General features: G+C 71.8%; 17 protein-coding genes and 4 tRNA genes. 8 read left to right on the forward strand and 13 right to left on the reverse strand.

Annotated features, from left to right (window positions below):
- Window positions 1-2: 2 nt before the first annotated feature.
- The 3 genes from thrS to ASL10_RS06075 all read right to left on the reverse strand — a co-directional run bounded on the left by thrS (window position 3) and on the right by ASL10_RS06075 (window position 3,888).
- A complete protein-coding gene (gene thrS / locus ASL10_RS06065) occupies window positions 3-1,940 on the reverse strand; it encodes a threonine--tRNA ligase (protein WP_199859613.1) in 1,938 nt (645 codons plus the stop codon).
- Window positions 1,941-2,134: 194 nt separating this feature from the next.
- Window positions 2,135-2,584 (reverse strand): Fe-S cluster assembly sulfur transfer protein SufU, encoded by a 450-nt coding sequence (gene sufU, locus ASL10_RS06070; protein WP_056045401.1) that lies wholly within the window; start codon window positions 2,582-2,584, stop codon window positions 2,135-2,137.
- Window positions 2,581-3,888: an aminotransferase class V-fold PLP-dependent enzyme gene (locus tag ASL10_RS06075; RefSeq protein ID WP_056047456.1), complete on the reverse strand. Its 1,308-nt coding sequence runs from the start codon at window positions 3,886-3,888 to the stop codon at window positions 2,581-2,583. The genes sufU and ASL10_RS06075 overlap by 4 nt, the downstream gene beginning before the upstream one ends.
- Window positions 3,889-4,109: 221 nt before the next feature.
- Here ASL10_RS06075 and ASL10_RS06080 point away from each other — a divergent pair, with 221 nt between their 5' ends.
- Window positions 4,110-5,336: a cobalamin-independent methionine synthase II family protein gene (locus ASL10_RS06080; protein ID WP_056045404.1), complete on the forward strand. Its 1,227-nt coding sequence runs from the start codon at window positions 4,110-4,112 to the stop codon at window positions 5,334-5,336.
- A 78-nt stretch (window positions 5,337-5,414) separates the two neighbouring features.
- On the opposite strand, the gene ASL10_RS06085 is transcribed toward ASL10_RS06080, so the two are convergent.
- The 4 genes from ASL10_RS06085 to ASL10_RS06100 form a co-directional block, all read right to left on the reverse strand.
- On the reverse strand, window positions 5,415-6,218 hold the full coding sequence (locus ASL10_RS06085) for an amino acid ABC transporter ATP-binding protein (RefSeq protein ID WP_056045408.1): 804 nt from the start codon (window positions 6,216-6,218) through the stop codon (window positions 5,415-5,417).
- Window positions 6,208-6,873 (reverse strand): amino acid ABC transporter permease, encoded by a 666-nt coding sequence (locus ASL10_RS06090; protein WP_056045410.1) that lies wholly within the window; start codon window positions 6,871-6,873, stop codon window positions 6,208-6,210. The genes ASL10_RS06085 and ASL10_RS06090 overlap by 11 nt, the downstream gene beginning before the upstream one ends.
- A gap of 2 nt (window positions 6,874-6,875) precedes the next feature.
- Window positions 6,876-7,730, reverse strand: a complete 855-nt coding sequence (locus ASL10_RS06095; protein ID WP_056047459.1) for an amino acid ABC transporter substrate-binding protein — start codon at window positions 7,728-7,730, stop codon at window positions 6,876-6,878.
- A 154-nt stretch (window positions 7,731-7,884) separates the two neighbouring features.
- On the reverse strand, window positions 7,885-8,631 hold the full coding sequence (locus ASL10_RS06100) for an NRDE family protein (RefSeq protein WP_056045413.1): 747 nt from the start codon (window positions 8,629-8,631) through the stop codon (window positions 7,885-7,887).
- 178 nt (window positions 8,632-8,809) lie between these two features.
- On the opposite strand from ASL10_RS06100, the gene coaBC reads away from it, so the two are divergent.
- Both coaBC and ASL10_RS06110 read left to right on the forward strand, forming a co-directional pair.
- Window positions 8,810-10,147: a bifunctional phosphopantothenoylcysteine decarboxylase/phosphopantothenate--cysteine ligase CoaBC gene (gene coaBC, locus ASL10_RS06105; RefSeq protein ID WP_056047462.1), complete on the forward strand. Its 1,338-nt coding sequence runs from the start codon at window positions 8,810-8,812 to the stop codon at window positions 10,145-10,147.
- Entirely contained in the window at window positions 10,144-11,643 is a 1,500-nt protein-coding gene (locus ASL10_RS06110; protein ID WP_056045416.1) for a serine/threonine-protein kinase, read from the forward strand. Before coaBC ends, ASL10_RS06110 begins: the two co-directional genes overlap by 4 nt.
- Before the next feature lie 148 nt (window positions 11,644-11,791).
- On the opposite strand, the gene ASL10_RS06115 is transcribed toward ASL10_RS06110, so the two are convergent.
- The 3 genes from ASL10_RS06115 to ASL10_RS06125 form a co-directional block, all read right to left on the reverse strand.
- Window positions 11,792-11,863 (reverse strand) — tRNA-Val (locus tag ASL10_RS06115).
- An 81-nt stretch (window positions 11,864-11,944) separates the two neighbouring features.
- Window positions 11,945-12,018 (reverse strand) — tRNA-Cys (locus ASL10_RS06120).
- Between the two features lie 66 nt (window positions 12,019-12,084).
- Window positions 12,085-12,156, reverse strand: a tRNA-Gly gene (locus tag ASL10_RS06125).
- 174 nt (window positions 12,157-12,330) lie between these two features.
- On the opposite strand from ASL10_RS06125, the gene ASL10_RS06130 reads away from it, so the two are divergent.
- Together ASL10_RS06130 and ASL10_RS06135 are read left to right on the forward strand one after the other, a co-directional pair.
- Window positions 12,331-12,403, forward strand: a tRNA-Val gene (locus tag ASL10_RS06130).
- A gap of 124 nt (window positions 12,404-12,527) precedes the next feature.
- Window positions 12,528-14,222: an alpha-amylase family glycosyl hydrolase gene (locus ASL10_RS06135; protein WP_056045420.1), complete on the forward strand. Its 1,695-nt coding sequence runs from the start codon at window positions 12,528-12,530 to the stop codon at window positions 14,220-14,222.
- 144 nt (window positions 14,223-14,366) lie between these two features.
- Here ASL10_RS06135 and ASL10_RS06140 read toward each other — a convergent pair whose 3' ends face one another.
- Entirely contained in the window at window positions 14,367-15,647 is a 1,281-nt protein-coding gene (locus tag ASL10_RS06140) for an ammonium transporter (protein ID WP_056045424.1), read from the reverse strand.
- Between the two features lie 221 nt (window positions 15,648-15,868).
- Window positions 15,869-16,885 (reverse strand): cell division protein ZapE, encoded by a 1,017-nt coding sequence (zapE, locus tag ASL10_RS06145; protein WP_056045427.1) that lies wholly within the window; start codon window positions 16,883-16,885, stop codon window positions 15,869-15,871.
- Between the two features lie 176 nt (window positions 16,886-17,061).
- Here zapE and ASL10_RS06150 point away from each other — a divergent pair, with 176 nt between their 5' ends.
- From ASL10_RS06150 to ASL10_RS06160, 3 genes are read left to right on the forward strand one after another with little or no spacing between them, the layout of a single operon-like run.
- A complete protein-coding gene (locus ASL10_RS06150; RefSeq protein WP_056047468.1) occupies window positions 17,062-17,961 on the forward strand; it encodes a sulfurtransferase in 900 nt (299 codons plus the stop codon).
- Window positions 17,958-18,401, forward strand: coding sequence for a SufE family protein (locus tag ASL10_RS06155; RefSeq protein WP_056045431.1), 444 nt, complete (start codon window positions 17,958-17,960; stop codon window positions 18,399-18,401). Before ASL10_RS06150 ends, ASL10_RS06155 begins: the two co-directional genes overlap by 4 nt.
- A complete protein-coding gene (locus tag ASL10_RS06160; protein ID WP_056045434.1) occupies window positions 18,398-19,153 on the forward strand; it encodes a dihydrofolate reductase family protein in 756 nt (251 codons plus the stop codon). The genes ASL10_RS06155 and ASL10_RS06160 overlap by 4 nt, the downstream gene beginning before the upstream one ends.
- On the opposite strand, the gene ASL10_RS06165 is transcribed toward ASL10_RS06160, so the two are convergent.
- Window positions 19,111-20,355: a S9 family peptidase gene (locus ASL10_RS06165; RefSeq protein WP_235452485.1), complete on the reverse strand. Its 1,245-nt coding sequence runs from the start codon at window positions 20,353-20,355 to the stop codon at window positions 19,111-19,113. The genes ASL10_RS06160 and ASL10_RS06165 overlap by 43 nt on opposite strands.
- Window positions 20,356-20,439: the final 84 nt, after the last annotated feature.

A 20,439-nucleotide genomic window follows, 5' to 3' on the forward strand; every position in this document is an offset into this window, starting at 1 on the left:
GCTCAGACCTGGGCCTTGGTCTCGATGGCGGCGACGATCTTGGCGATCGCCTCGTCGAGCGGCACGCCGTTCTCCTGCGAGCCGTCCCGGTAGCGGAAGCTGACGGCCCCGGCCGCGCGGTCGTCCTCGCCGGCGATCAACTGGAACGGCACCTTGGCCTTGGTGTGCGTGCGGATCTTCTTCGGCATGCGGTCGTCGCTGTGGTCGACCTGCGCCCGGACGCCGACCTCGCGCAGACGCGCCACGACGCCGTCGAGGTAGTCGCCGTATTCGTCGGCGACGGGGATCGCCACGACCTGGACGGGCGCCAGCCAGACCGGGAAGGCCCCGGCGTAGTGCTCGGTGAGCACGCCGAAGAAGCGCTCGATCGAACCGAACAACGCCCGGTGGATCATGACCGGACGCTGACGCGAGCCGTCGGCCGCCGTGTACTCGAGGTCGAAGCGCTCGGGCAGGTTGAAGTCGAGCTGCACCGTCGACATCTGCCAGGTGCGTCCGATCGCGTCACGTGCCTGGACCGAGATCTTCGGCCCGTAGAACGCCGCGCCGGCCGGGTCGGGAACGAGTTCGAGGCCGGTCTCTTCTGCGACCTGCCTCAGCGTCGCCGTCGCCTCGTCCCAGGTGGCGTCGTCGCCCACGTACTTCTCGGGGTCCTTGGTGGACAGCTCGAGGTAGAAGTCGTCGAGGCCGTAGTCGCGCAGCAGGCTGAGGACGAAGTCGAGCGTGCCCTTGAGCTCGGCCGCCATGTCGTCACGGGTGGTGAAGATGTGCGCGTCGTCCTGGGTCATGCCGCGCACGCGGGTGAGCCCGTGGATGACGCCGGACTTCTCGTTGCGGTACACGGTGCCGAACTCGAACAGGCGCTGTGGCAGGTCACGGTAGGACTTGGCCGACGAACGGTACGCCAGGATGTGCATCGGACAGTTCATCGGCTTGAGGTAGTAGTCCGCACCCTGACGGGTGATCTCGCCCTCGTCGTTGCGTGCCTCGTCGAGGTGCATCGCCGGGAACATGCCGTCCTTGTACCAGCCCAGGTGGCCCGAGGTCTCGAACAGGGCCGCCTTGGTGATGTGCGGCGTGTAGACGAACTCGTACCCGGCCTTCTCGTGGCGTTCGCGCGAGTAGTCCTCCATCTGGCGACGGATGATGCCGCCCTTCGGGTGGAAGATCGCGAGACCCGAGCCGATCTCGTCGGGGAACGAGAAGAGGTCCAGCTCGGCGCCGAGCTTGCGGTGGTCGCGCTTGGCGGCCTCCTCGAGTCGGGCCTGGTAGGCGCGCAGGTCGTCCTTGGTGGGCCACGCCGTGCCGTAGATGCGCTGCAGCTGGGGGTTCTTCTCGGACCCGCGCCAGTAGGCGGCCGCCACGCGCATCAGCTTCGTGGCGTTGCCGAGGAGGCGCGTGCTGGGCACGTGGGGACCGCGGCAGAGGTCGAACCAGACGACCTCGCCGGTCTTCGGGTCGAGGTTGTCGTAGACCGTGAGCTCGGCCCCGCCCACCTCGACCGACTCGCCGTCGGCGCCGAGCTCGTCGGCCGACCCGCCCTTGAGCCCGATGAGCTCGAGCTTGAACGGTTCGTGGGCGAGCAGCTCGCGGGCCTCGTCGTCGGTCACGACGCGACGACGGAAGCGCTGGCCCTGACGGATGATGCGCTCCATGCCCTTCTCGATGGCCTTGAGGTCGTCGGGGGTGAAGGGCTCCGCGACGTCGAAGTCGTAGTAGAAGCCGTCGGTGACGGGCGGTCCGATGCCGAGCCTGGCCTCGGGGTTGATCTGCTGCACCGCCTGGGCCATCACGTGCGCAGCCGAGTGCCGGAGGATGGCCAGGCCGTCGGGCGAGTCGATCGTGACCGGCTCGGCCACGTCGCCCGCGTGCAGTTCGGTCGCGAGGTCGCGGAGCTCGCCGGACACGCGGACGGCCACGACCGACTTGTCGGTGAACAGCTCGGAGCCGGTCGTCGTCGCGGTGGCCTCGACGGCCGAGAGGCCGGTCGCGGCTGAGGAGGCGGTCGGGTCGATGTCGGTCTGGTCGGACACGGCGGTGGTTCCTATCGTCGAGGGGCGGGGACCACTTTAGTCGCCGACCGACCGCCGACCGGTCGACCAGGGCCTCGACGGGCGACGAGGCCCGGGTCGGCTCAGACGGCGCGCAGTTCGGTCGAACAGGCCTCCGCCGCGACCCACGCGAGCACGCCGCACTTCACCCTCATGACGAACTTCGAGACCCCGTGGAACACGACCGCGTCGCCGAGGACCTCGTCGTCGGGCTCCCCGGCGCCCCGGGACCGCATCATCTCGCGGAACTCCCCGACGAGTGCGTCGAGCTCGGTCAGCGTGCGACCCGGAGCCAGCTGCGCCAGCACCGAGGCGGAGGCCATCGAGATGCTGCAGCCGGCGCCCTGCCAGCGGAGGTCGGCGATGCGGTCGGTCCCGGGCTCGAGGGCGACGCGGACGGTGATCTCGTCACCGCAGGTCGGGTTGCGTTCGTGGTGCTGCGCGTCGGCCCCGGGCAGCTCGCCGTCGCCGTGGCGCGCCTTGGCGTGGTCGAGGATGACCTGCTGGTACAGGCCGTCGAGGGCGGCGCTCACCGCGCCTCCTCGGCCTTCTCGTCGACGGGCTCCGGGCCGACGACGCCGAAGTAGCCGCGGACCTCGGCGACCCCGGCGACCAGCCGGTCGACCTCGTCGCTCGACGAGTACAGGTAGGTGCTGGCCCGCGTCGTGGCCGTCACCCCGAGACGCCGGTGCAGTGGCTGGGCGCAGTGGTGGCCGACCCGCACGGCGATGCCGAGCGCGTCGAGGAACTGGCCCACGTCGTGGGCGTGCACCCCGTCGACGACGAAGCTGGCGAGTCCCGATCGCGGCACGCCGGCGGGCGGGCCCACGACCGTGACGCCGTCGACGGCCTCGAGGCCGCGGACGAGCAGGTCGGCGAGGGCCTCCTCGTGGGCGCGCACCCGGTCCATGCCGACGGCGTCGAGGTAGCGCACGGCCTCGGCCAGGGCGACGGCCTGGGACACGGGCTGCGTGCCGGCCTCGAAGCGCTGCGGAGCGGGGAGGTACTCGGAGCCCTCCATCGTCACCGTCGTGATCATCGAGCCGCCGGTCCGGAACGGCGGCAGGGCGTTCAGCAGTTCCGCCCGGCCGTAGAGGACGCCGATGCCCGTGGGCCCCAGCATCTTGTGGCCCGAGAAGGCGGCGAAGTCGACGTCGAGGTCGTGGAGGTCGACGGGGCGGTGCGGGACCGACTGGCAGGCGTCGAGGACGACGAGGGCGCCGACGTCGTGCGCCAGCGCCACCAGCTCGGCGACGGGCGCGACGAGGCCGGTGACGTTCGAGACGTGGGCGAAGGCGAGGAGGCGCGTGCGGGGTCCGATCACGGCGGCCGCGTCGGCGGTGGTCCAGGTGCCGTCGTCGCGGACCGGCACGAATCGCAGGCTGGCACCGGTCGTCGCGGCGAGTTCTTGCCACGGGACGAGGTTCGCGTGGTGTTCGGCCTCGGTGACGACGATCTCGTCGCCGGGCGCGAGGGCGAAGCGTCGCGCGGCCTCACCACCCCGCCCGTGCGTCGCGTTCGCGACGCCGTACGCGAAGAGGTTGAGGGCGTCGGTGGCGTTGGAGGTCCAGACGATCTCGTCGACGTCGGCACCGACGAAGCGGGCGACCGTCTCGCGCGCCTCTTCGTAGGCCTCGGTCGACAGGGCGGCGAGCGTGTGGGCGCCCCGGTGCACGGCCGAGTTCGTCGTCTCGAGGAAGCGCCGCTCGGCGTCGAGCACGGATGCCGGCCGTTGGGCGGTCGCCCCCGAGTCGAGGTAGGCGAGCGGCTCGCCGTTGACGTCCTGCCCGAGGAGCGGGAAGTCGGCGCGCAGACGGCGGGCGTCGTCGTCGGACAGCCCCGGACGGTGGGTGGATGGTGCGGAGGAGGTGGTGGTCACGGTGTCCCTTCCCGTCGATCGTACCGAGGCCCCCCGAGGGGCCCGGCTCCGGCCGACACGGGACGCAACGGCTGACGGCCGCGCGGTGTTCCCGACCCCGTGGCTGTGACGCCCCGTGTCGCGGACGTCGCATACGTCGGGGGTCGGGGCCAGAGTGGTGGCGACGAACGGAGCACACCATGACGACCACCCCCGGCCGCATCGAGACCACCCACGCGGGAAGCCTGCCGCGCACGCCCGAGCTGATCGCGGCGAACGACGCGCGCGCGCTCGGCGTGGACGGCTTCACCCTCGAGCGCACGCCCGAGTTCGACGCCCTGCTGACCGACGCCGTCGTCGATCTCGTCCGGCGCCAGAACGATCTCGGCATCACCATCGTCGGCGACGGCGAGTACGGCAAGGCGATGACGAGCGCCGTCGACTACGGCGCCTGGTGGTCGTACTCGTTCCAGCGCGTGAGCGGTCTCTCGTTGACGGGGTCGGACATCTTCAGCCAGCCGGCCGTGCGGTCCTCCCCCGGCGACGTGCGGCTGACGTCGTTCCCCGACCGTCGCGACTGGCAGACGTTCCACGACGCCTACACCGACCCGACCTCGGGCATCGGCACGGGCTCGGGCGCGACGCCGTTCCCGAGCACGACGGGCCCGCTGGCCTACGTCGGACACGTCGCCATCGCCTCGGACATCGCCAACCTGAAGGCCGGCCTCGAGGCGAGCGGTTCGCGCTCGGGCTTCATCACCTCGCTGTCACCGGGAAGCGGAGCCCGCATCGCGAACGACTTCTACGCCACCGACGAAGAGCACATCTGGGCCTGGGCCGAGGTGCTGCGGGAGGAGTACACGGCGATCGTCGAGGCCGGCCTGACCGTGCAGATCGACGACCCCTCGATCGCCGAGAACTGGGACCAGATCAACCCGGAGCCGAGCGTCGAGGACTACCGGGCGTTCACCCGAATCCGCGTCGAGGCGCTCAACCACGCCCTCCGCGGCCTGCCGCCGGAGCAGGTGCGCTTCCACCTCTGTTGGGGCTCGTGGCACGGTCCCCACACGACCGACGTCGAGTTCCGTCACATCGTCGACCTCATGCTCGAGATCGACGCCGGCTCGTACTCGTTCGAGGCGGCCAACGTCCGTCACGAGCACGAGTGGAAGCTCTGGCGCGACGTCGAGCTGCCGACCGGCAAGACGATCGTGCCGGGTGTCGTCAGCCACGCCACGAACGTGGTCGAACACCCCGAACTCGTGGCCGACCGCATCGAACGGTTCGCCTCGCTGGTCGGCCCCGAGAACGTCGTCGCCTCGACCGACTGCGGCCTGGGCGGTCGCATCCACCCGCAGATCGCGGTGGCCAAGCTGGCCTCGCTCGGCGAGGGCGCGCGCATCGCCTCGCACCGCCTGTTCGGCTGAGCGTCCGCGGCGGAGTCGACCCGCGCCTCCTGGTCCCCGATCGAGGAGGCGCGGGTCGCTCGTCGCGTGGACGTCCCGTCAGTCGTCGAGCGGCTTGAGCACCCGTTGCAGGAACTGCTGCGTGCGGGCCTCGCGGGGGCGGGACAGCACGTCGGCGGGACGGCCCCGCTCGACGACGACGCCGGCGTCCATGAAGAGCAGCTCGTCGGCCACCCGGCGGGCGAACTCGAGCTCGTGGGTGACGACGATCATCGTCCAGCCCTCGTCGGCGAGTTCCTTCACGACGGTGAGCACGTCACCGACCAGTTCGGGGTCGAGGGCCGAGGTCGGCTCGTCGAAGAGCAGGAGTTCGGGCCGCAGGGCGAGCGCGCGCACGATGCCCACGCGCTGCTGCTGGCCGCCCGAGAGCTCGGCCGGGTAGGCGTCGGCCTTCTCGACGAGGCCGACGCGCGCGAGGAGTGCCTCGGCCTCGGCCCGCGCCTCCTTCGGATCGCGTCCCTGGACGCGCACCGGTCCCTCGACGACGTTCTCCAGCACCGTGAGGTGCGGGAACAGGTTGAAGTGCTGGAACACCATCGACGAGCGATCGCGGAGGGCCAACAGGTCGCGCTTGCCGACCGTGGTGCCGAAGTCGATCGAGCGGCCGTCGGAGAGCGTGACGACTCCGCCGTCGGGCACCTCGAGGCTGTTGAGCGACCGCAGCACGGTCGTCTTGCCCGAGCCCGAGGGCCCGATGATGGCGACGACGCGTCCGCGGCGCACCTCGAGGTCGATGCCGCGCAGCACCTCGTTCGAGCCGAACGCCTTGTGCAGCCCCCGGACGGTCAGCACGGGGGCACCGGTCTCGTCGGCCGGCCGGGGCGGGGTGACGTCAGCGGGCAACGTGGCGGTCCAATCTCTTCTCGAGGGCGTCCTGCCCGAACGACAGGATCAGGCAGATCACCCAGTAGACCAGGGCGGCCTCGAGGTAGATCAGCAGGAACTGGTTCGAGACGGTGGCGATCTGCTCGGCCTGACGGAACAACTCGACGACGAGGATGACGCTCGCCAACGAGGTGTCCTTGACCAGGCTGATGAAGGTGTTCGACAGCGGGGGCACCGAGACGCGCGCCGCCTGCGGCAGGATGATCCGCCGGAGGGCGAGCCCCCGCGACATGCCGATCGTGTGGGCGGCCTCCCACTGGCCCTTGGGCACCGAGAGGATGGCCGCGCGGATGACCTCGGCCGCGTACCCACCGACGTTCAAGGAGAACGCGATGATGGCGCTGGGCCACGGATCGAGCTTGACGCCGATCGACGGAAGGCCGTAGAAGACGACGAAGAGCTGCACGAGCAGCGGCGTGCCCCGGATGATCGAGATGTAGACCCGGGCGATGCCCGCGAGCGCCGCCTTGCCCGACAGGCGCATCAGCGCGATGACGACGGCGATGACCAGCCCGATCGCCATCGATGCGAAGGCGAGCGGGATCGACGCGACGAGCGCCCCCGACACGATCGGCCAGAGCGACCGCCAGAAGAGGTCGAGGGAGGACTGCACGCCTACTCGCTGACGTCCTGGCCGAAATACTTCTCGCTGATGGTCGCCAGCGTGCCGTCGGCCTTGAGCTCGGCGAGGGCGTCGTCGATCGCCGACACGAGGTCGTCGCTGCCCTTCGTGGTGACCAGGGCCGAGCGCGAGACGTCGTCCGTGGTCGCCGCGATCTTGATGCCGGCGGCCTGGTCGGGGTTGGTCTTGACGTAGTCGAGGAAGGTCAGTTCGTCGTTGACGGTCGCGTCGATGCGACCCTGCTCGAGGAGCGCGACCGACTGGGCCCAGCCGTCGACGACCTGCACGTCCGCGCCCGCGTCCTTGGCGGTCGTGTAGAAGTTGCTCGACTGCGACTGGGCCGTCGTCTTGCCCTCGAGGTCGGAGAGCGAGGTGATGTCGGTGTTGTCGGCGGCCGTGATCACGACACCGCGGCTGACCGTGTAGGGCGTCGAGAAGTCGTACGTGGCCTCACGCTCGTCGGTGATCGAGATCTGGTTGGCCACGAGGTCGAAGCGGCCGGCGGTGAGTCCGGCGAGCAGGGCGTCGAACTGCGTCTCCTCGAAGGCCGGGGTGACGCCGAGCTTCTCGGCGACGGCCGTGGCGACGTCGACGTCGTAGCCGGTCAGCGCGCCGGCCCCGCCCTCGTGGTAGGTGAAGGGCTGGTAGGTGCCCTCGGTGCCGATGACGAGCTCGCCGGCCGCCTGGATGTCGGACAGGCTCTTCGCCGCGCTCGTGTCGGCGGTCGCGCTGCCGGTGGACTGGACGACCCCGTCGGTGGAGGCGGGCGCGCAGGCGGCCAGGGCGACGGCGGCGGCGGCGACGACGCCGACGGAGGCGAGGCGACGGACGGTGCGGACGGCGGTGATCTTCACGAGGGTTCCTTTGCTGCGGCTCGGGGGTCGGACGAGCCTCCCGACACTAACGCCGCGGGGGCGGGCGTGATTCCCGATGACTCCGCATGACCTTGCGGCCACGGAGGCCGGGCGTCGTCGCACACCCGTCGGCGTCGCCACGCGCCCGTCAGCGTCGCGCGATCGCCTCCCCCACCGAGGGGGCGCCGTCGAGCCGCACGTGCCGGTGGGCCACGTCGTCGGCCGAGACGGCGACGGTGCTCAGCGACAGCGAATGGAAGAGGCGTCCGTCGACCAGGTCGGCCCGCACGAGCGCGTCGTCGTCGTCCGTCGGCAGGGCGCTGCTCTCGCGCAGCAGGTCGAGCCACGGCGTCCAGCTGCCCTCGCCCTCGGCCCCCGTCGGCAGCGGACCGGTCGGAGGCGCGACGTCACGGAACCGGGGCAGCCAGCGGTCGACGCGCGGCACGGACCGGTCGTCGGGGGCGGCGTGCGTGAGCAGGTGCACCCCGGCGGCGAGGCGGGCCGTATCGGTGGCGGTGCCGTCCCAGACGGAGTGCACCGCGCCTCCTGCGTCCGCGGTGAGCAGGTTGAAGGTGCGGGTCGTCTGCGGCCCGTCGGGCAGGACGCCGTCGGCGGCCGCCCGGAGGGGCAGGGCACCGCGGGTGGTCCATCCGCCGGGCGGCGACGCGGGCGCCTCGTGACGGTTGAGCACGACGCTCGCCCGGCTCGGGCCCCGGGCGGTCGCCAACCAGGCCCCGCCCGCCTCGCGGTCGTGCACCCCGGTCACCCGCTCACCGAGGTCGGGCCACCAGGCGCCGGGCTCGTCCCAGGGGCGGTCGGGCGACTCGTCCCGGAGCCCGAGGAAGACGACGGGCCAGGGCGCGTCCGGCTGGACGGCGACGACGACGGTGCACATGGGGTCCTCAGGGTGGGGGCTCGTCGGGACGGGTGCCGACGCTCGACCGCGGGATGCGGCATCGTGGTGGGCAACGCTACCGACCCGGCACCGGGTCGGCCGACCGACGCATCGATCGACGAGGCCCACCGTGACGCACGACCACCCCCGCTCCTCCCCCGCCGACGCCCCGCGTCGCCTGTCCGTCGTCGTCGGCGTCTCGGGCGGCATCGCGGCGTACAAGGCCGTCGGGGTCGTCCGCGGCCTCGTGCTGCGGGGGCACGACGTCCACGTCGTGCCGACCGAGGCCGCCCTGCGCTTCGTCGGGGCGCCCACCTGGGAGGCCACGAGCCGCAACCCGGTTCACACGTCCGTCTTCGACGACGTCGCGGAGGTGCGGCACGTGGCCCTGGGGCAGCGCGCCGACCTGATCGTCGTGGCCCCCGCGACCGCCCACACCCTGGCGAAGATCGCCCACGGCCTGTCCGACGACCTGCTCGGCACGACGATCCTCGCGAGCACCGCGCCGCTCGTCGTCGCGCCCGCCATGCACACCGAGATGTGGCGGAACCCGGCGACGGTCGCGAACGTCGACCTGCTGAGGTCGCGCGGGGTGACCGTCGTCGGGCCGGACGACGGGCCGCTGACCGGGGGCGACGTGGGGCCCGGCCGGCTGAGCGAACCCGACGAGATCGTCGCCGCGGCACTCGCCCTCGTGACCGGCCCGGGCTCCCCCGACGCCCCGCGAGCCGTCGCCCCGGGTGCTCGGGACCAGGAGGCGCGGGTCGGCGACCTGGACGGCCTCCGGTTGGTCGTCTCGGCCGGCGGCACCCGTGAGCCCCTGGACCCCGTGCGGTTCGTCGGCAACCGGTCGAGCGGTACGCAGGGGGCGGCGCTCGCCCTCGGGGCGGCCCGCCGCGGTGCCCACGTCACCGTCGTCGCGGCCGCACTCGACGGAGCCGTGCGGCAGACGCTCGAGACGGAGGGGACGATCGACGTCGTCGAGGTCGGCACCGCCCTCGAGCTCGACGCCGCGATGGGCGAGCACGCCCCGGCGGCGGACGTCGTGATCATGGCGGCCGCGGTGGCGGACTACCGGCCGTCGTCGGTGGCCGACGGGAAGATCCGGAAGGACGACTCGGGCGACGAGCTGACCGTCCGTCTCGTCCGGACCCCGGACGTCCTGGCCGGGCTCGTCGCCCGTCGGGCCGTGGGGCAGGTGGTCGTCGGCTTCGCGGCCGAGACGGCCGCCGACCGGGACGAACTGCTCTCGCTCGGGCGCGCCAAGCAGCGGCGGAAGGGAGCGGACCTGCTCGTCCTCAACACGGTGGGCTGGACGACCGGCTTCGGCAGCGACGACACGGCCGTCGTCGTGATCGACGCCGACGGTGACGTGGTGTCCGAGGCCGAGGGGTCGAAGACCGCCGTGGCCGAGACGGTGCTCGACGCCGTGGTGTCCCGTCGGGTCGCGAGTCGGGGGTCGGGTGGCAGCACTCCTCCCGTGCTCCCCGGCGCGTCGACGGGAGCGGGCGCATGAGCCCCCGCGAGCAGGCCGATCCCCGCCTCGGCACGACCGTCGGCGGTCGCTACCGCCTCGACGCGATCGTCGGGCGCGGAGGCATGGGGGCCGTCTACCGGGCGAGCGACCTCGAGCTCGGCCGGGTCGTCGCCGTCAAGCTCTTCTCCTCGGACGGGCACGACGTCCACGACCTCAGCCGCCAGGTCAGCGAGGTGCGCCTCCTCGCCTCCCTCAACCACCCGGGGCTCGTCACGCTCTACGACGCCCGGGTCGAGGGCGACGGCCACGACGACGACGCCTACCTCGTGATGGAGTACGTCGACGGCCCCACCCTGCAGACCGTGCTCGCCGACGGTCCGTTGTCGCACGCCGAGGCCGCGGCGGTGCTCGGCGACGTCGCGGACGGCCTGGCGGCGGTGCACCGCGCCGGCGTCGTCCACCGGGACGTCAAGCCCGCGAACATCCTGCTCGCCGCGCCGCACCACGAAGGCGACCCCCGACGGGCCAAGCTCGCCGACTTCGGCATCGCCTACCTGATCGACTCGACGCGGGTGACGGCCACGGGAACCCTGATGGGCACCGCCGCCTTCGTCAGCCCGGAGCAGGCCGAGGGGCGTCCGCCGGCCCCCGCGTCCGACGTCTATTCGCTCGGGTTGGTGCTGGTCGAGGCGCTGACCGGGCGGCGCGTCTTCACGGGGTCGGTCGTCGAGTCGGTCATGGCCCGTCTCACCCGCGACCCCGAGATCCCGGCCTCGATCGGCTCGGGGTGGGCGGAACTGTTGACGCGCATGACCGCGCGAGCACCCGACGACCGTCCGGCCGCCGCCGAGGTCGCCCGAGCGGCCCGCACGCTGGCCGTCGAGGGCGCCGGGTCGACCGAAGCCGTCACGCGCGTCATGGCCGCTCCCGACGTGCCGACGGCTGCCCTGCCCGGAGGCGACGCCCCCACTCGCGTCCTGGCCCGGGACGATGCCCGCACGCAGGTGTTCGGGGCGGGGGCGGCCTCCCGCGCCGACGCCACGGACCTGGTCGCCGACGTCACGGCGGACGACGGGACCCGGAAGCGTCGGCGTTGGCCCCTCGTGCTGGCGGCGATCGTCGTCGCCGGGCTGCTGGCGGCGGGCATCGGTTGGGCCGCCACCCGCGACGGTGGGACGGTGGACCCGACGGAGAGCACGAGTCCGAGCGTCGAGACGGATCCGTCGACGACGCCGTCCGAGTCGTCGGACGTCGACTCGCCGTCACCGTCCGACGACTCCACCGACGACTCACCGGTCGACCCGGCTCCCTCGGACGAGGTGAGCCCCACCCAGGAGGCGCCGGTCGAGCCGACGACGCAGCCGACCGTCGACCCCGTGACGCCCCCGACGGTCGACGTCCCTGGCGTCGACGTCCCCGGAGGGAACAGCGGGCCCGGCAACAGCGGCAACGGCGGCCCGGGCACCAACGGGAACGGGAACGGGAACGGCCGGGGCAACGGGGTCGGTCTCGGGACGGGGACCGACACCCCCTAGGCGGATGCCGCGGGACGTCACGACCCGTCGCTCGCATCGTGAGGTGGGCGACAGGTCGTGGCCTCTCGGCAGGAGAGGCGGGCCACCCCGTGAGAGAAGAAGCCCGGACATGACGAAAGCCCCGGCCGAGGCCGGGGCTTTCTGTGTGTGAGCGATACTGGGATCGAACCAGCGACCTCTTCCGTGTCAGGGAAGCGCGCTACCGCTGCGCCAATCGCTCATGTCTCAACGATCCGAGAATCTTCCCTCGAACCGCACTATTCAATTGCAACATAGAGTCTAGACCTAGGTCTAGATCGAATGGAGGTGGAGACGGGATTTGAACCCGCGTGAACGGCTTTGCAGGCCGGTGCCTCGCCTCTCGGCCACTCCACCATACGAGTAGCCCCCCAGAGGGAGGCCACCAGTCGGTGGACCACCCTCTGGTGAGCATTACACTCGAGCGGATGACGAGATTCGAACTCGCGACCCTCACCTTGGCAAGGTGATGCGCTACCGCTGCGCCACATCCGCATTTCGCTTTGCATTTCTGCGTGCAAAAGAACAATACCCACACCCCGGGGCAGAAACCAAATCGAGGGAAGTTCGTGTCTTGATCGATCACGGGGCAGCTCACGACGGTGACCTCGACGACCGGCCGAATGGCGTTCGAGCACCGCGATGCACTAGCATCGTCGAGTCCCACACGGGCGATTGGCGCAGTTGGTAGCGCGCTTCCTTCACACGGAAGAGGTCATCGGTTCGAGCCCGGTATCGCCCACGATCACCATCGAAAGGCCCTGCTCCTGCAGGGCCTTTCGTCGTTCCTGGCCCGCGATCCCCGGCCCGGTGCCGCCGTCGGAGCATCGACGCCGCCCACTGCCGAGACGTGGCATCCTCGCCCCATGACCGACTCCCCCACCTCCCGCGCCGCCGCGACCCGCCCCACGCCCGTCCCCGACGCCGACTGGTGGCGGCAGGCCGTGGTGTACCAGGTGTATCCGCGCAGCTTCGCCGACGCGAACGACGACGGCATCGGTGACCTGGCCGGCGTGACCTCGCGCGTGCCGTACCTGCAGCGGCTCGGGGTCGACGCCGTCTGGCTGAGCCCCTTCTATCCGTCACCGCTCGCCGACGGCGGGTACGACGTCGCCGACTACCGCGACGTCGACCCCCGCCTCGGCACCCTCGACGACTTCGACGAGATGGTCGCCGCCCTCCACTCGGCCGGGCTGAGGGTCGTGGTCGACATCGTCCCGAACCACACCTCGAGCGACCACGAGTGGTTCCGTGAGGCGGTGGCGTCCGAGCCCGGCAGCGCCGCCCGTGGCCGGTACGTGTTCCGGGACGGCCTCGGCGAGGGAGGAGACACTCCCCCGTCGACCTGGGTCTCGAACTTCGGCGGTGGCGCCTGGACCCGCCTGCAGCGCCCCGACGGCACGCCCGAACAGTGGTACCTGCACCTGTTCGCCCCCGAGCAACCCGACCTCGACTGGAGCAACCCCGAGGTCCGCACCGACTTCGAACGCACGCTGCGGTTCTGGTCGGACCGTGGCGTCGACGGATTCCGGGTCGACGTCGCCCACGGGCTCGCGAAGGACCTCACCGAGCCCCTCCGCGACGCGGCCGAACGTCAGCTCCTGCCGGTCGACGGCAGCGATCCGCTCTACGACCGTGACGAGGTGCACACGATCTTCGAGGGGTGGCGCCGGGTCCTCGACGAGTACGACCCGCCCCGGAGCGCCGTGGCCGAGGCCTGGGTGCAGCCCGAGCGGGTGCCGCTCTACGCCCGCCCCACCGAGCTCGGCCAGGCCTTCAACTTCGCCCTGACGCGCGCCGACTTCGACGCCGACCAGTACCGGACCATCATCGCGTCGACCCTCGAGCAGGCGGCCGTCAGCGGGGCGACGAGCACGTGGGTGCTCTCGAACCACGACGTCGTCCGTCACGCCACGCGCTACGGCCTGCCGAAGGGGCAGGACCTCGACGCCTTCGTGCTGAGCGACGGTCGCCGACCCACTCTGAACCCCGATGCGGGCCTCCGTCGGGCCCGTGCGGCGACGCTGCTCATGCTCGCCCTCCCGGGTTCGGCCTACGTCTACCAAGGAGAAGAACTGGGCCTCTTCGAGGTGGCCGACCTGCGTCCCGACGACCTGCAGGACCCGGTCTGGGTCCGCACGGGCCACCGGCGCAAGGGCCGTGACGGCAGCCGGGTGCCGCTGCCCTGGGACACGAGCGAGCCCGCCCTGGGCTTCGGGGACCACGCCCCGCACCTGCCGCAACCCGAGTGGTTCGAGGACCTCGCCGTCTCGGTGCAGGACGACGAGGACGAGTCCACGTTGTCGATCTACCGACGCGCCCTCGCCCTCCGCCGCGAGCTGCAGCGCGGTGAGGCCTTCCTCTGGGCCGACGACACCTCGGAGGACGTCGTGCGCTTCTCCCGCCACGAGGGGTGGCACTCGCTGACGAACTTCGGCGGCGGCCCGGTCGACCTGCCCACCGGGGCACGCGTCCTGGCCTCCAGCGAGCCGTTGCACGACACGCTCGCCGGCGTCACCGAGGTGCCGGGCGAGACCACGGTCTGGTTCTCGCTGACCTGAGACCCGGGCCCGGTCCGACCGGGCGACCACCCGCAGGAGGCGCGGTGCGACGCGGTCGCGCACCGCGCCTCCTGCGTTCTGCCGCGGTCGGGACGCAGAACGGCCCCGGTCCGAGGACCGGGGCCGTTCGTCGTGCGACGTGGGTCAGGCGCGCGAGTTCTCGAGGACGTAGCCCTCTTCACCGTGCAGGGCGAGGTCGATGCCGGCCACCTCGTCCTCGTTCTTCACGCGGAAGCCGATGGTCTTCTCGATGACGAAGCCGATGACGAAGGCCAGGACGAACGAGTAGAGCATGACGGCCAGGGCCGAGAGGGCCTGGATGCCGAGCTGCGTGAAGGTGTGCGAGAAGATGAGGCCGGTGTCGTTCGCGAAGATGCCGAGGTACAGCGTCCCGATGAGGCCACCGACGAGGTGGATGCCCACGACGTCGAGGGAGTCGTCGAACCCGAGCTTGAACTTGAGGTCGATGGCGAGGGCGCAGACGGCACCCGCGACGACGCCGAGGACGACGGCCCACCCCGGGGTGAGGGCGGCGCAGGCCGGGGTGATGGCGACGAGGCCGGCGACGGCACCCGAGGCGGCGCCGACCGAGGTGGCCTTGCCGTCCTTGAGCTTCTCGACGACCAGCCAGCCGAGCACGGCGGCGGCCGGTGCGGCGATGGTGTTCAGGAACGCCAGGGCGGCCACGCCGTCGGCCGCGAGCTCGGAGCCGGCGTTGAAGCCGAACCAGCCGAACCAGAGCAGCCCGGCACCCAGCAGGACGAAGGGCGGGTTGTGCGGCTTGTCGGCACCCTTGGCGAAGCCGACGCGCTTGCCGAGGACGAGTGCCAGGGCGAGGGCCGCGGCACCGGCGTTGATGTGGACGGCCGTGCCGCCGGCGAAGTCGATGACGCCCATGGCGGCGATCCAGCCACCGACGGTGTTGCCGTCGGCGTCCTTCGTGAAGTTGAAGACCCAGCTGGCGACCGGGAAGTAGACGACCGTGGCCCAGACGCCGGCGAAGATCATCCACGCCCCGAACTTGGCGCGGTCGGCGATGGCGCCCGAGATGAGGGCCACCGTGATGATCGCGAAGGTGGCCTGGAAGGCGGCGAAGGCGATCGTCGGGTAGGCGCCGGTCGGGTCCAGGCTGTCCTCGAAGGCGGCGCCGAGGCCGAGGTTCGCGACGTCGAGGCCGATCAGGCCCTGGACGCCCACGAAGCTCTCGCTCCCACCGGGGATCGAGGTCGGGTTGCCGAAGGCGATCGCATAGCCGAAGAGCACCCACAGGACGCCGATGAGGCCCATCGCGCCGAAGCTGAGCATCATCATGCTGATGACGCTCTTGGCCTTGACGAGGCCGCCGTAGAAGAAGGCCAGGCCGGGGGTCATGAGCAGCACGAGTGCCGCGCAGATCAACATGAAGGCGGTGTTGCCTTGGTCCATGGGTGGGTCACCTCTCGAGTTTCGGAGCCGGGGAGGCACCGACGTCGAGGTCGACCGTGTGGGTTCACGGGCTGTGGTGACGAACGCTCTCGTCCGGTGCGGCCCCCAGTGTCGCGGGGAGAGGTTTCGGGCCGTGTGCGGGATTGTTTCCCCGATGTAACACGATTCGGGCGCAGGTAAACAACGTGTTACCGGATGCCCGGTGCGGGGTGGGGATCCCGTCAGAGCGAGGTCAGGGCCACCAAGCGCGACACGGCGCGCAGGTACTTCTTGCGGTAGCCGCCGGCGAGCATCTCGTCCGAGAAGACCTGGTCGAGGGGCGTGCCCGAGGCCACCACCCGGATCTGCGCGTCGTACAGGCGGTCCACGAAGGCCACGAGGCGCAGGGCGTCCACCTGGCTCGTGAGGACGTGGACGTCACGGAGCCCCACCGCGTCGAGGTCGTCGACGAGCTTCACGTACTTGCTGGGGTGGACCGTCGCGAGGTGGGCGACCACGCCGTCGAAGTCGTCGAGCGACACGGTCCCGCCGAGCGCGGCCGCCGCCGCGTCGACGTCGTCGACCACGTGCGCCCGGGCCTCGACCTCGCGACGCCGGTAGTCGTCCCCGTCGATGCGCAGGGTGAAGAACTTGTCGCTGAGCCCTTGGATCTCGCGGAGGAAGTCGGCGGCGGCGAACCGGCCCTCACCGAGGGCGTTGGGCGGCGTGTTCGAGGTGGCGGCGATGCGCGTGCCGTCGTCGGCCAGGTCGCCGAGCAGTCGGGTCATCATCATGGTGTCGCCCGGGTCGTCGAGCTCGAACTCGTCGATGCAGACCAGGGCGGCGCCCTTCAGCTGCGACGCGGCCCCGGCGTAGCCGACGGCGCCGACCAACGCGGTGAACTCGATGAAGGTGCCGAAGTACCGCCGGCCGGGCGTGCGGTTCCAGAGGGCGGCGAGCAGGTGGGTCTTGCCCACGCCGAAGCCGCCGTCGAGGTACAGGCCGGGACGCACGGCCGGGGCAGCCGGCTTCTTGCGGAACAGGCCCCTCCGCGGCGCGTCGGGACCCGCGCCTCCGAACGCCGTCACGGCGGCCACCGCCTCGGCCTGGGAGGCGAAGGCCGGGTCGGGCCGGTAGTTCTCGAGCGAGGCCTCCGCGAACTGACGAGGAGGCACGAGTTGCGTCACGATCTCGGCCCCCGTGATCGTCGGGGTGCGGTCGCTCAGCGAGACGAGGGTGCTGACGGATTCGGGGGGCATGGGCGCGGCCTCGCGGTGGGGTGGGCGGGGATCTGTGTCAGAGTCGTACGGTTCCCGGGCGACGGTCACGCGGCATGCGTAACCTCGACGGGGCCGACCAGAGGCGATCCTACGCCGCCGGGCACCACGCGTCGCCCGGCGTCGGCTCCACCCCGACCCCCGCACAAGGAGACACCATGGCCGTCGAGCACGACACGTCCGCCCGCTTCGGCGAGTACGCCCATCCCGAGCGTCTCGTCGGCACCGAGTGGCTGCAGCAGCACCTCGGCACCCCCGGGCTCGTCGTCGTCGAGTCCGACGAGGACGTCCTCCTGTACGAGACCGGCCACATCGCCGGCGCCGTCAAGATCGACTGGCACCTCGACCTCAACGACCCGGTGCAGCGCGACTACGTCGACGGCGAGGGCTTCGCCGCGCTGATGAGCCGCAGCGGCATCACGCGCGACAGCACGGTCGTCATCTACGGCGACAAGAACAACTGGTGGGCCGCGTACGCGCTGTGGGTCTTCTCGCTCTTCGGGCACCAGGACGTCCGTCTGCTCGACGGCGGCCGCGCGAAGTGGGAGGCCGAGGGACGCGACTACACGACCGAGGCGCCCGAGGTCGAGGCCACCGACTACCCCGTCGTCGAGCGGGACGACAGCGTCATCCGCGCCTACAAGGACGACGTGCTGGCGCACCTCGGCAAACCCCTGATCGACGTGCGCTCGCCCGAGGAGTTCTCCGGCCAGCGCACCACGGCCCCGGCCTACCCCGACGAGGGCGCCCTGCGTGCCGGTCACATCCCGAGCGCCCAGAACGTGCCGTGGGGCAAGGCCGCGGCCGACGACGGCACCTTCCGGCCTCTCGCCGAACTCGACGCCATCTACCGCGACGGGGCGGGCCTCTCCGACGGCGACGAGGTCGTCGCCTACTGCCGCATCGGTGAGCGGTCGAGCCACACCTGGTTCGTCCTGACGCACCTGATGGGCTTCGAGGACGTGCGCAACTACGACGGCTCCTGGACCGAGTGGGGCAGCGCCGTGCGGGTCCCCATCGTGCAGGGCACCGAGCCGGGCGAGGTGCCGGCCCGGTGACCGACGCGGCCCTGCCCGAGGCGCTCGTCGAGATCCGCGAGGAGTTCCTCGCCCTCGACGTGCGGAACCGTCTTCAGTTGTTGCTCGAGTTCTCGAACGAGCTGCCCGAGCTGCCCGCCCGGTACGCCGACCATCCCGACCTGTTCGAACGGGTGGTCGAGTGCCAGTCCCCCGTGTTCCTGTTCGTCGAGGTCACCGACGGTCGGGTGCACCTGCACGCGACGGCACCGCGCGAGGCGCCGACGACCCGGGGCTTCGCCTCGATCCTCGCCCAGGGGCTCGACGGACTGACCGTCGAGCAGGTGCTCGACGACGTCCCCGACGACTACCCGCAGACGATCGGCCTGACCGAGGCCGTGAGCCCGCTGCGCATCCGCGGCATGACCGCGCTGCTCGGCCGCGCCAAGCGTCAGATCCGCGAACGGACCGCCGTCGCGTGACGCTCCGGGTGCTGCACGCCCTCGGACGTCCCGGCGACGTCGGGCTCGAGCTCGAGATCGACGAGGACTCGACCCCCGCCCGGATCCGCGAGCTGTACGCCCCGCCGAGCGAGACGTGGCTGCGACTCAACCTGATCGCGGCGGTCAGCGGTGACGCCGCGGGGTCCGACGGCACCTCCGAGACGCTGAGCAACGCCACCGACCGCACGATCCTGGCCGCCATCCGCTCGCTCGCCGACGGTGTCCTCGTCGGTGCGGCGAGCGTGCGCGCCGAGGGCTACCGGGTGCCGAAGTCCTCGCGACTCGTCGTCGTCACGGCGTCGGGCGACCTCTCCGGCCACCGGATGGACCCGGCCGAAGCCGAGCGGGTCGTCGTGGTCTGCCCCGAATCCGCGCGGGCACGGGTCCGCGAGACCCTCGGTGAGGCGATCTGGGCGGCCGCCCGCGTGTTGTCGGCGACCGACGACGGCGGCCGGTTGGAGCCCGCCGCGATCCTCCGGTGCCTGCGCGAGCAGCGCCTCCGTTCGCTCGTCTGCGAGGGCGGCCCCTCGCTCGCCGGGCAGTTCCTCCGGGACGGCCTCGTCGACGAGCTGTGCCTGTCGACTTCGCCGGTCGTGATCGGCAGCGGCCTGCCCGTCTTCGGTCGCGAACGTTTCGACCCGGCGTCGCTCGTGCTCGGCCAACTGCTGGTCGACGAGCAGAGCACGCTCTACGCGCGGTGGTCGGTGGACGGTGGACCCGCGAGTCGCTGACGGTCGAGCCATCGACCGATCGCCCCCTCGAACCGCTCGGGGTCGAGGTTCCAGAGCTTGGTGTGCCGGGCGACGTCGAACACCTCGAAGGTCACGATGTCGGGCCGGGCCTCGGCCAGCGCGTGTGAGGCGGTGGACGGCACGAAGCCGTCGTCGTCGCTGTGCAGCACCAGCACCGGGAGGTCGAGCTCGCACGCGCGTGAGACGAGGTCGAGCCGGTCGAAGTCGATGGGCTCGGCGCGGCCGGCCAGCCGGCAGAGCAGGGGCGACCCCAGGAGGCGCAGCACCAGACCCTGGACGATCCCCGGCACCCGCATGGCCGCGCCCTGGTAGGCGAGCGTCGTCCGCCAGTCGACGACGGGCGACTCGAGCACGAGACCCGAGACGGCGCCGCGCAGGGTGGAGCGGGTGGCGGCCTGCAACACCAGCGCCCCACCCATGGACCAGCCCATCAGCACGACGGACGTCGCCCCGTGGTCGAGGGCGAACCGGATCGCCGCCTCGACGTCGCGCCACTCGGAGTCGCCCAGGGCGTAACGGCCGTCGGGCGAACGGGGCGCCTCGCCGTCGTTGCGGTACGACACGAGGAGCGAGGTGAAGCCCTCTCGCCGGAAGACCGGTGCCGCACGGATCGTCTCGGCGCGCGTCACCCCGCGACCGTGCACCCCGATCATCCACGGGCCGTCGAGCCCGCCCTCGGCGGGGACCAGCCAGGCGGGCGCCGGACCGACCTCGGTCTTGACCACGACCTCGTCGGCCGTGAGGCCCGCGTCGTGCGGCGTCGGGTACAGCCAGCCGCCGATGCGACCCCGGTGGGCGCGCCGCAGGCCGGATGCCTCGACTCCTTCGACGCCCCCGGCGCCGTCCCCGTGTTCGACCCGACGTTCGACGTGCCGGCCGTCGTCGTGCACCACCTCACCGATGCGGGCGTGCCCTCGGCCCCGGTCGTACCAGAAGCTGTAGCGACCGGGGAGGCGCGTGTCGGGCGTCGAACGCAGGGTGATCGTCCCGGCGACGGCGTCGTGGGCCTCGATGCGCACGTCGTCGCGTCGCCTCCGGGCAGGGGTGACGATCTTCCGGGCGATGGCGACGATCCCCGAGACGAGGGCTGCGGACGACACCACCATGGTGCCCCCGACCGCGATCGAGACGACGGCGAGCGGGCCGACGCCCCGTCGACCGGTGGATGCGGGGCGGTTCACGGGCGGCTCCTCGGACGGCGTGAGATGGAGCGGGGAGACCTGTGGATCTGCTGAGCCGGGCGCGGCGTGCCGCGGGGGTCGCCC

This window comes from Frigoribacterium sp. Leaf8, from assembly GCF_001421165.1.
Taxonomy (GTDB): Bacteria; Actinomycetota; Actinomycetes; order Actinomycetales; family Microbacteriaceae; genus Frigoribacterium.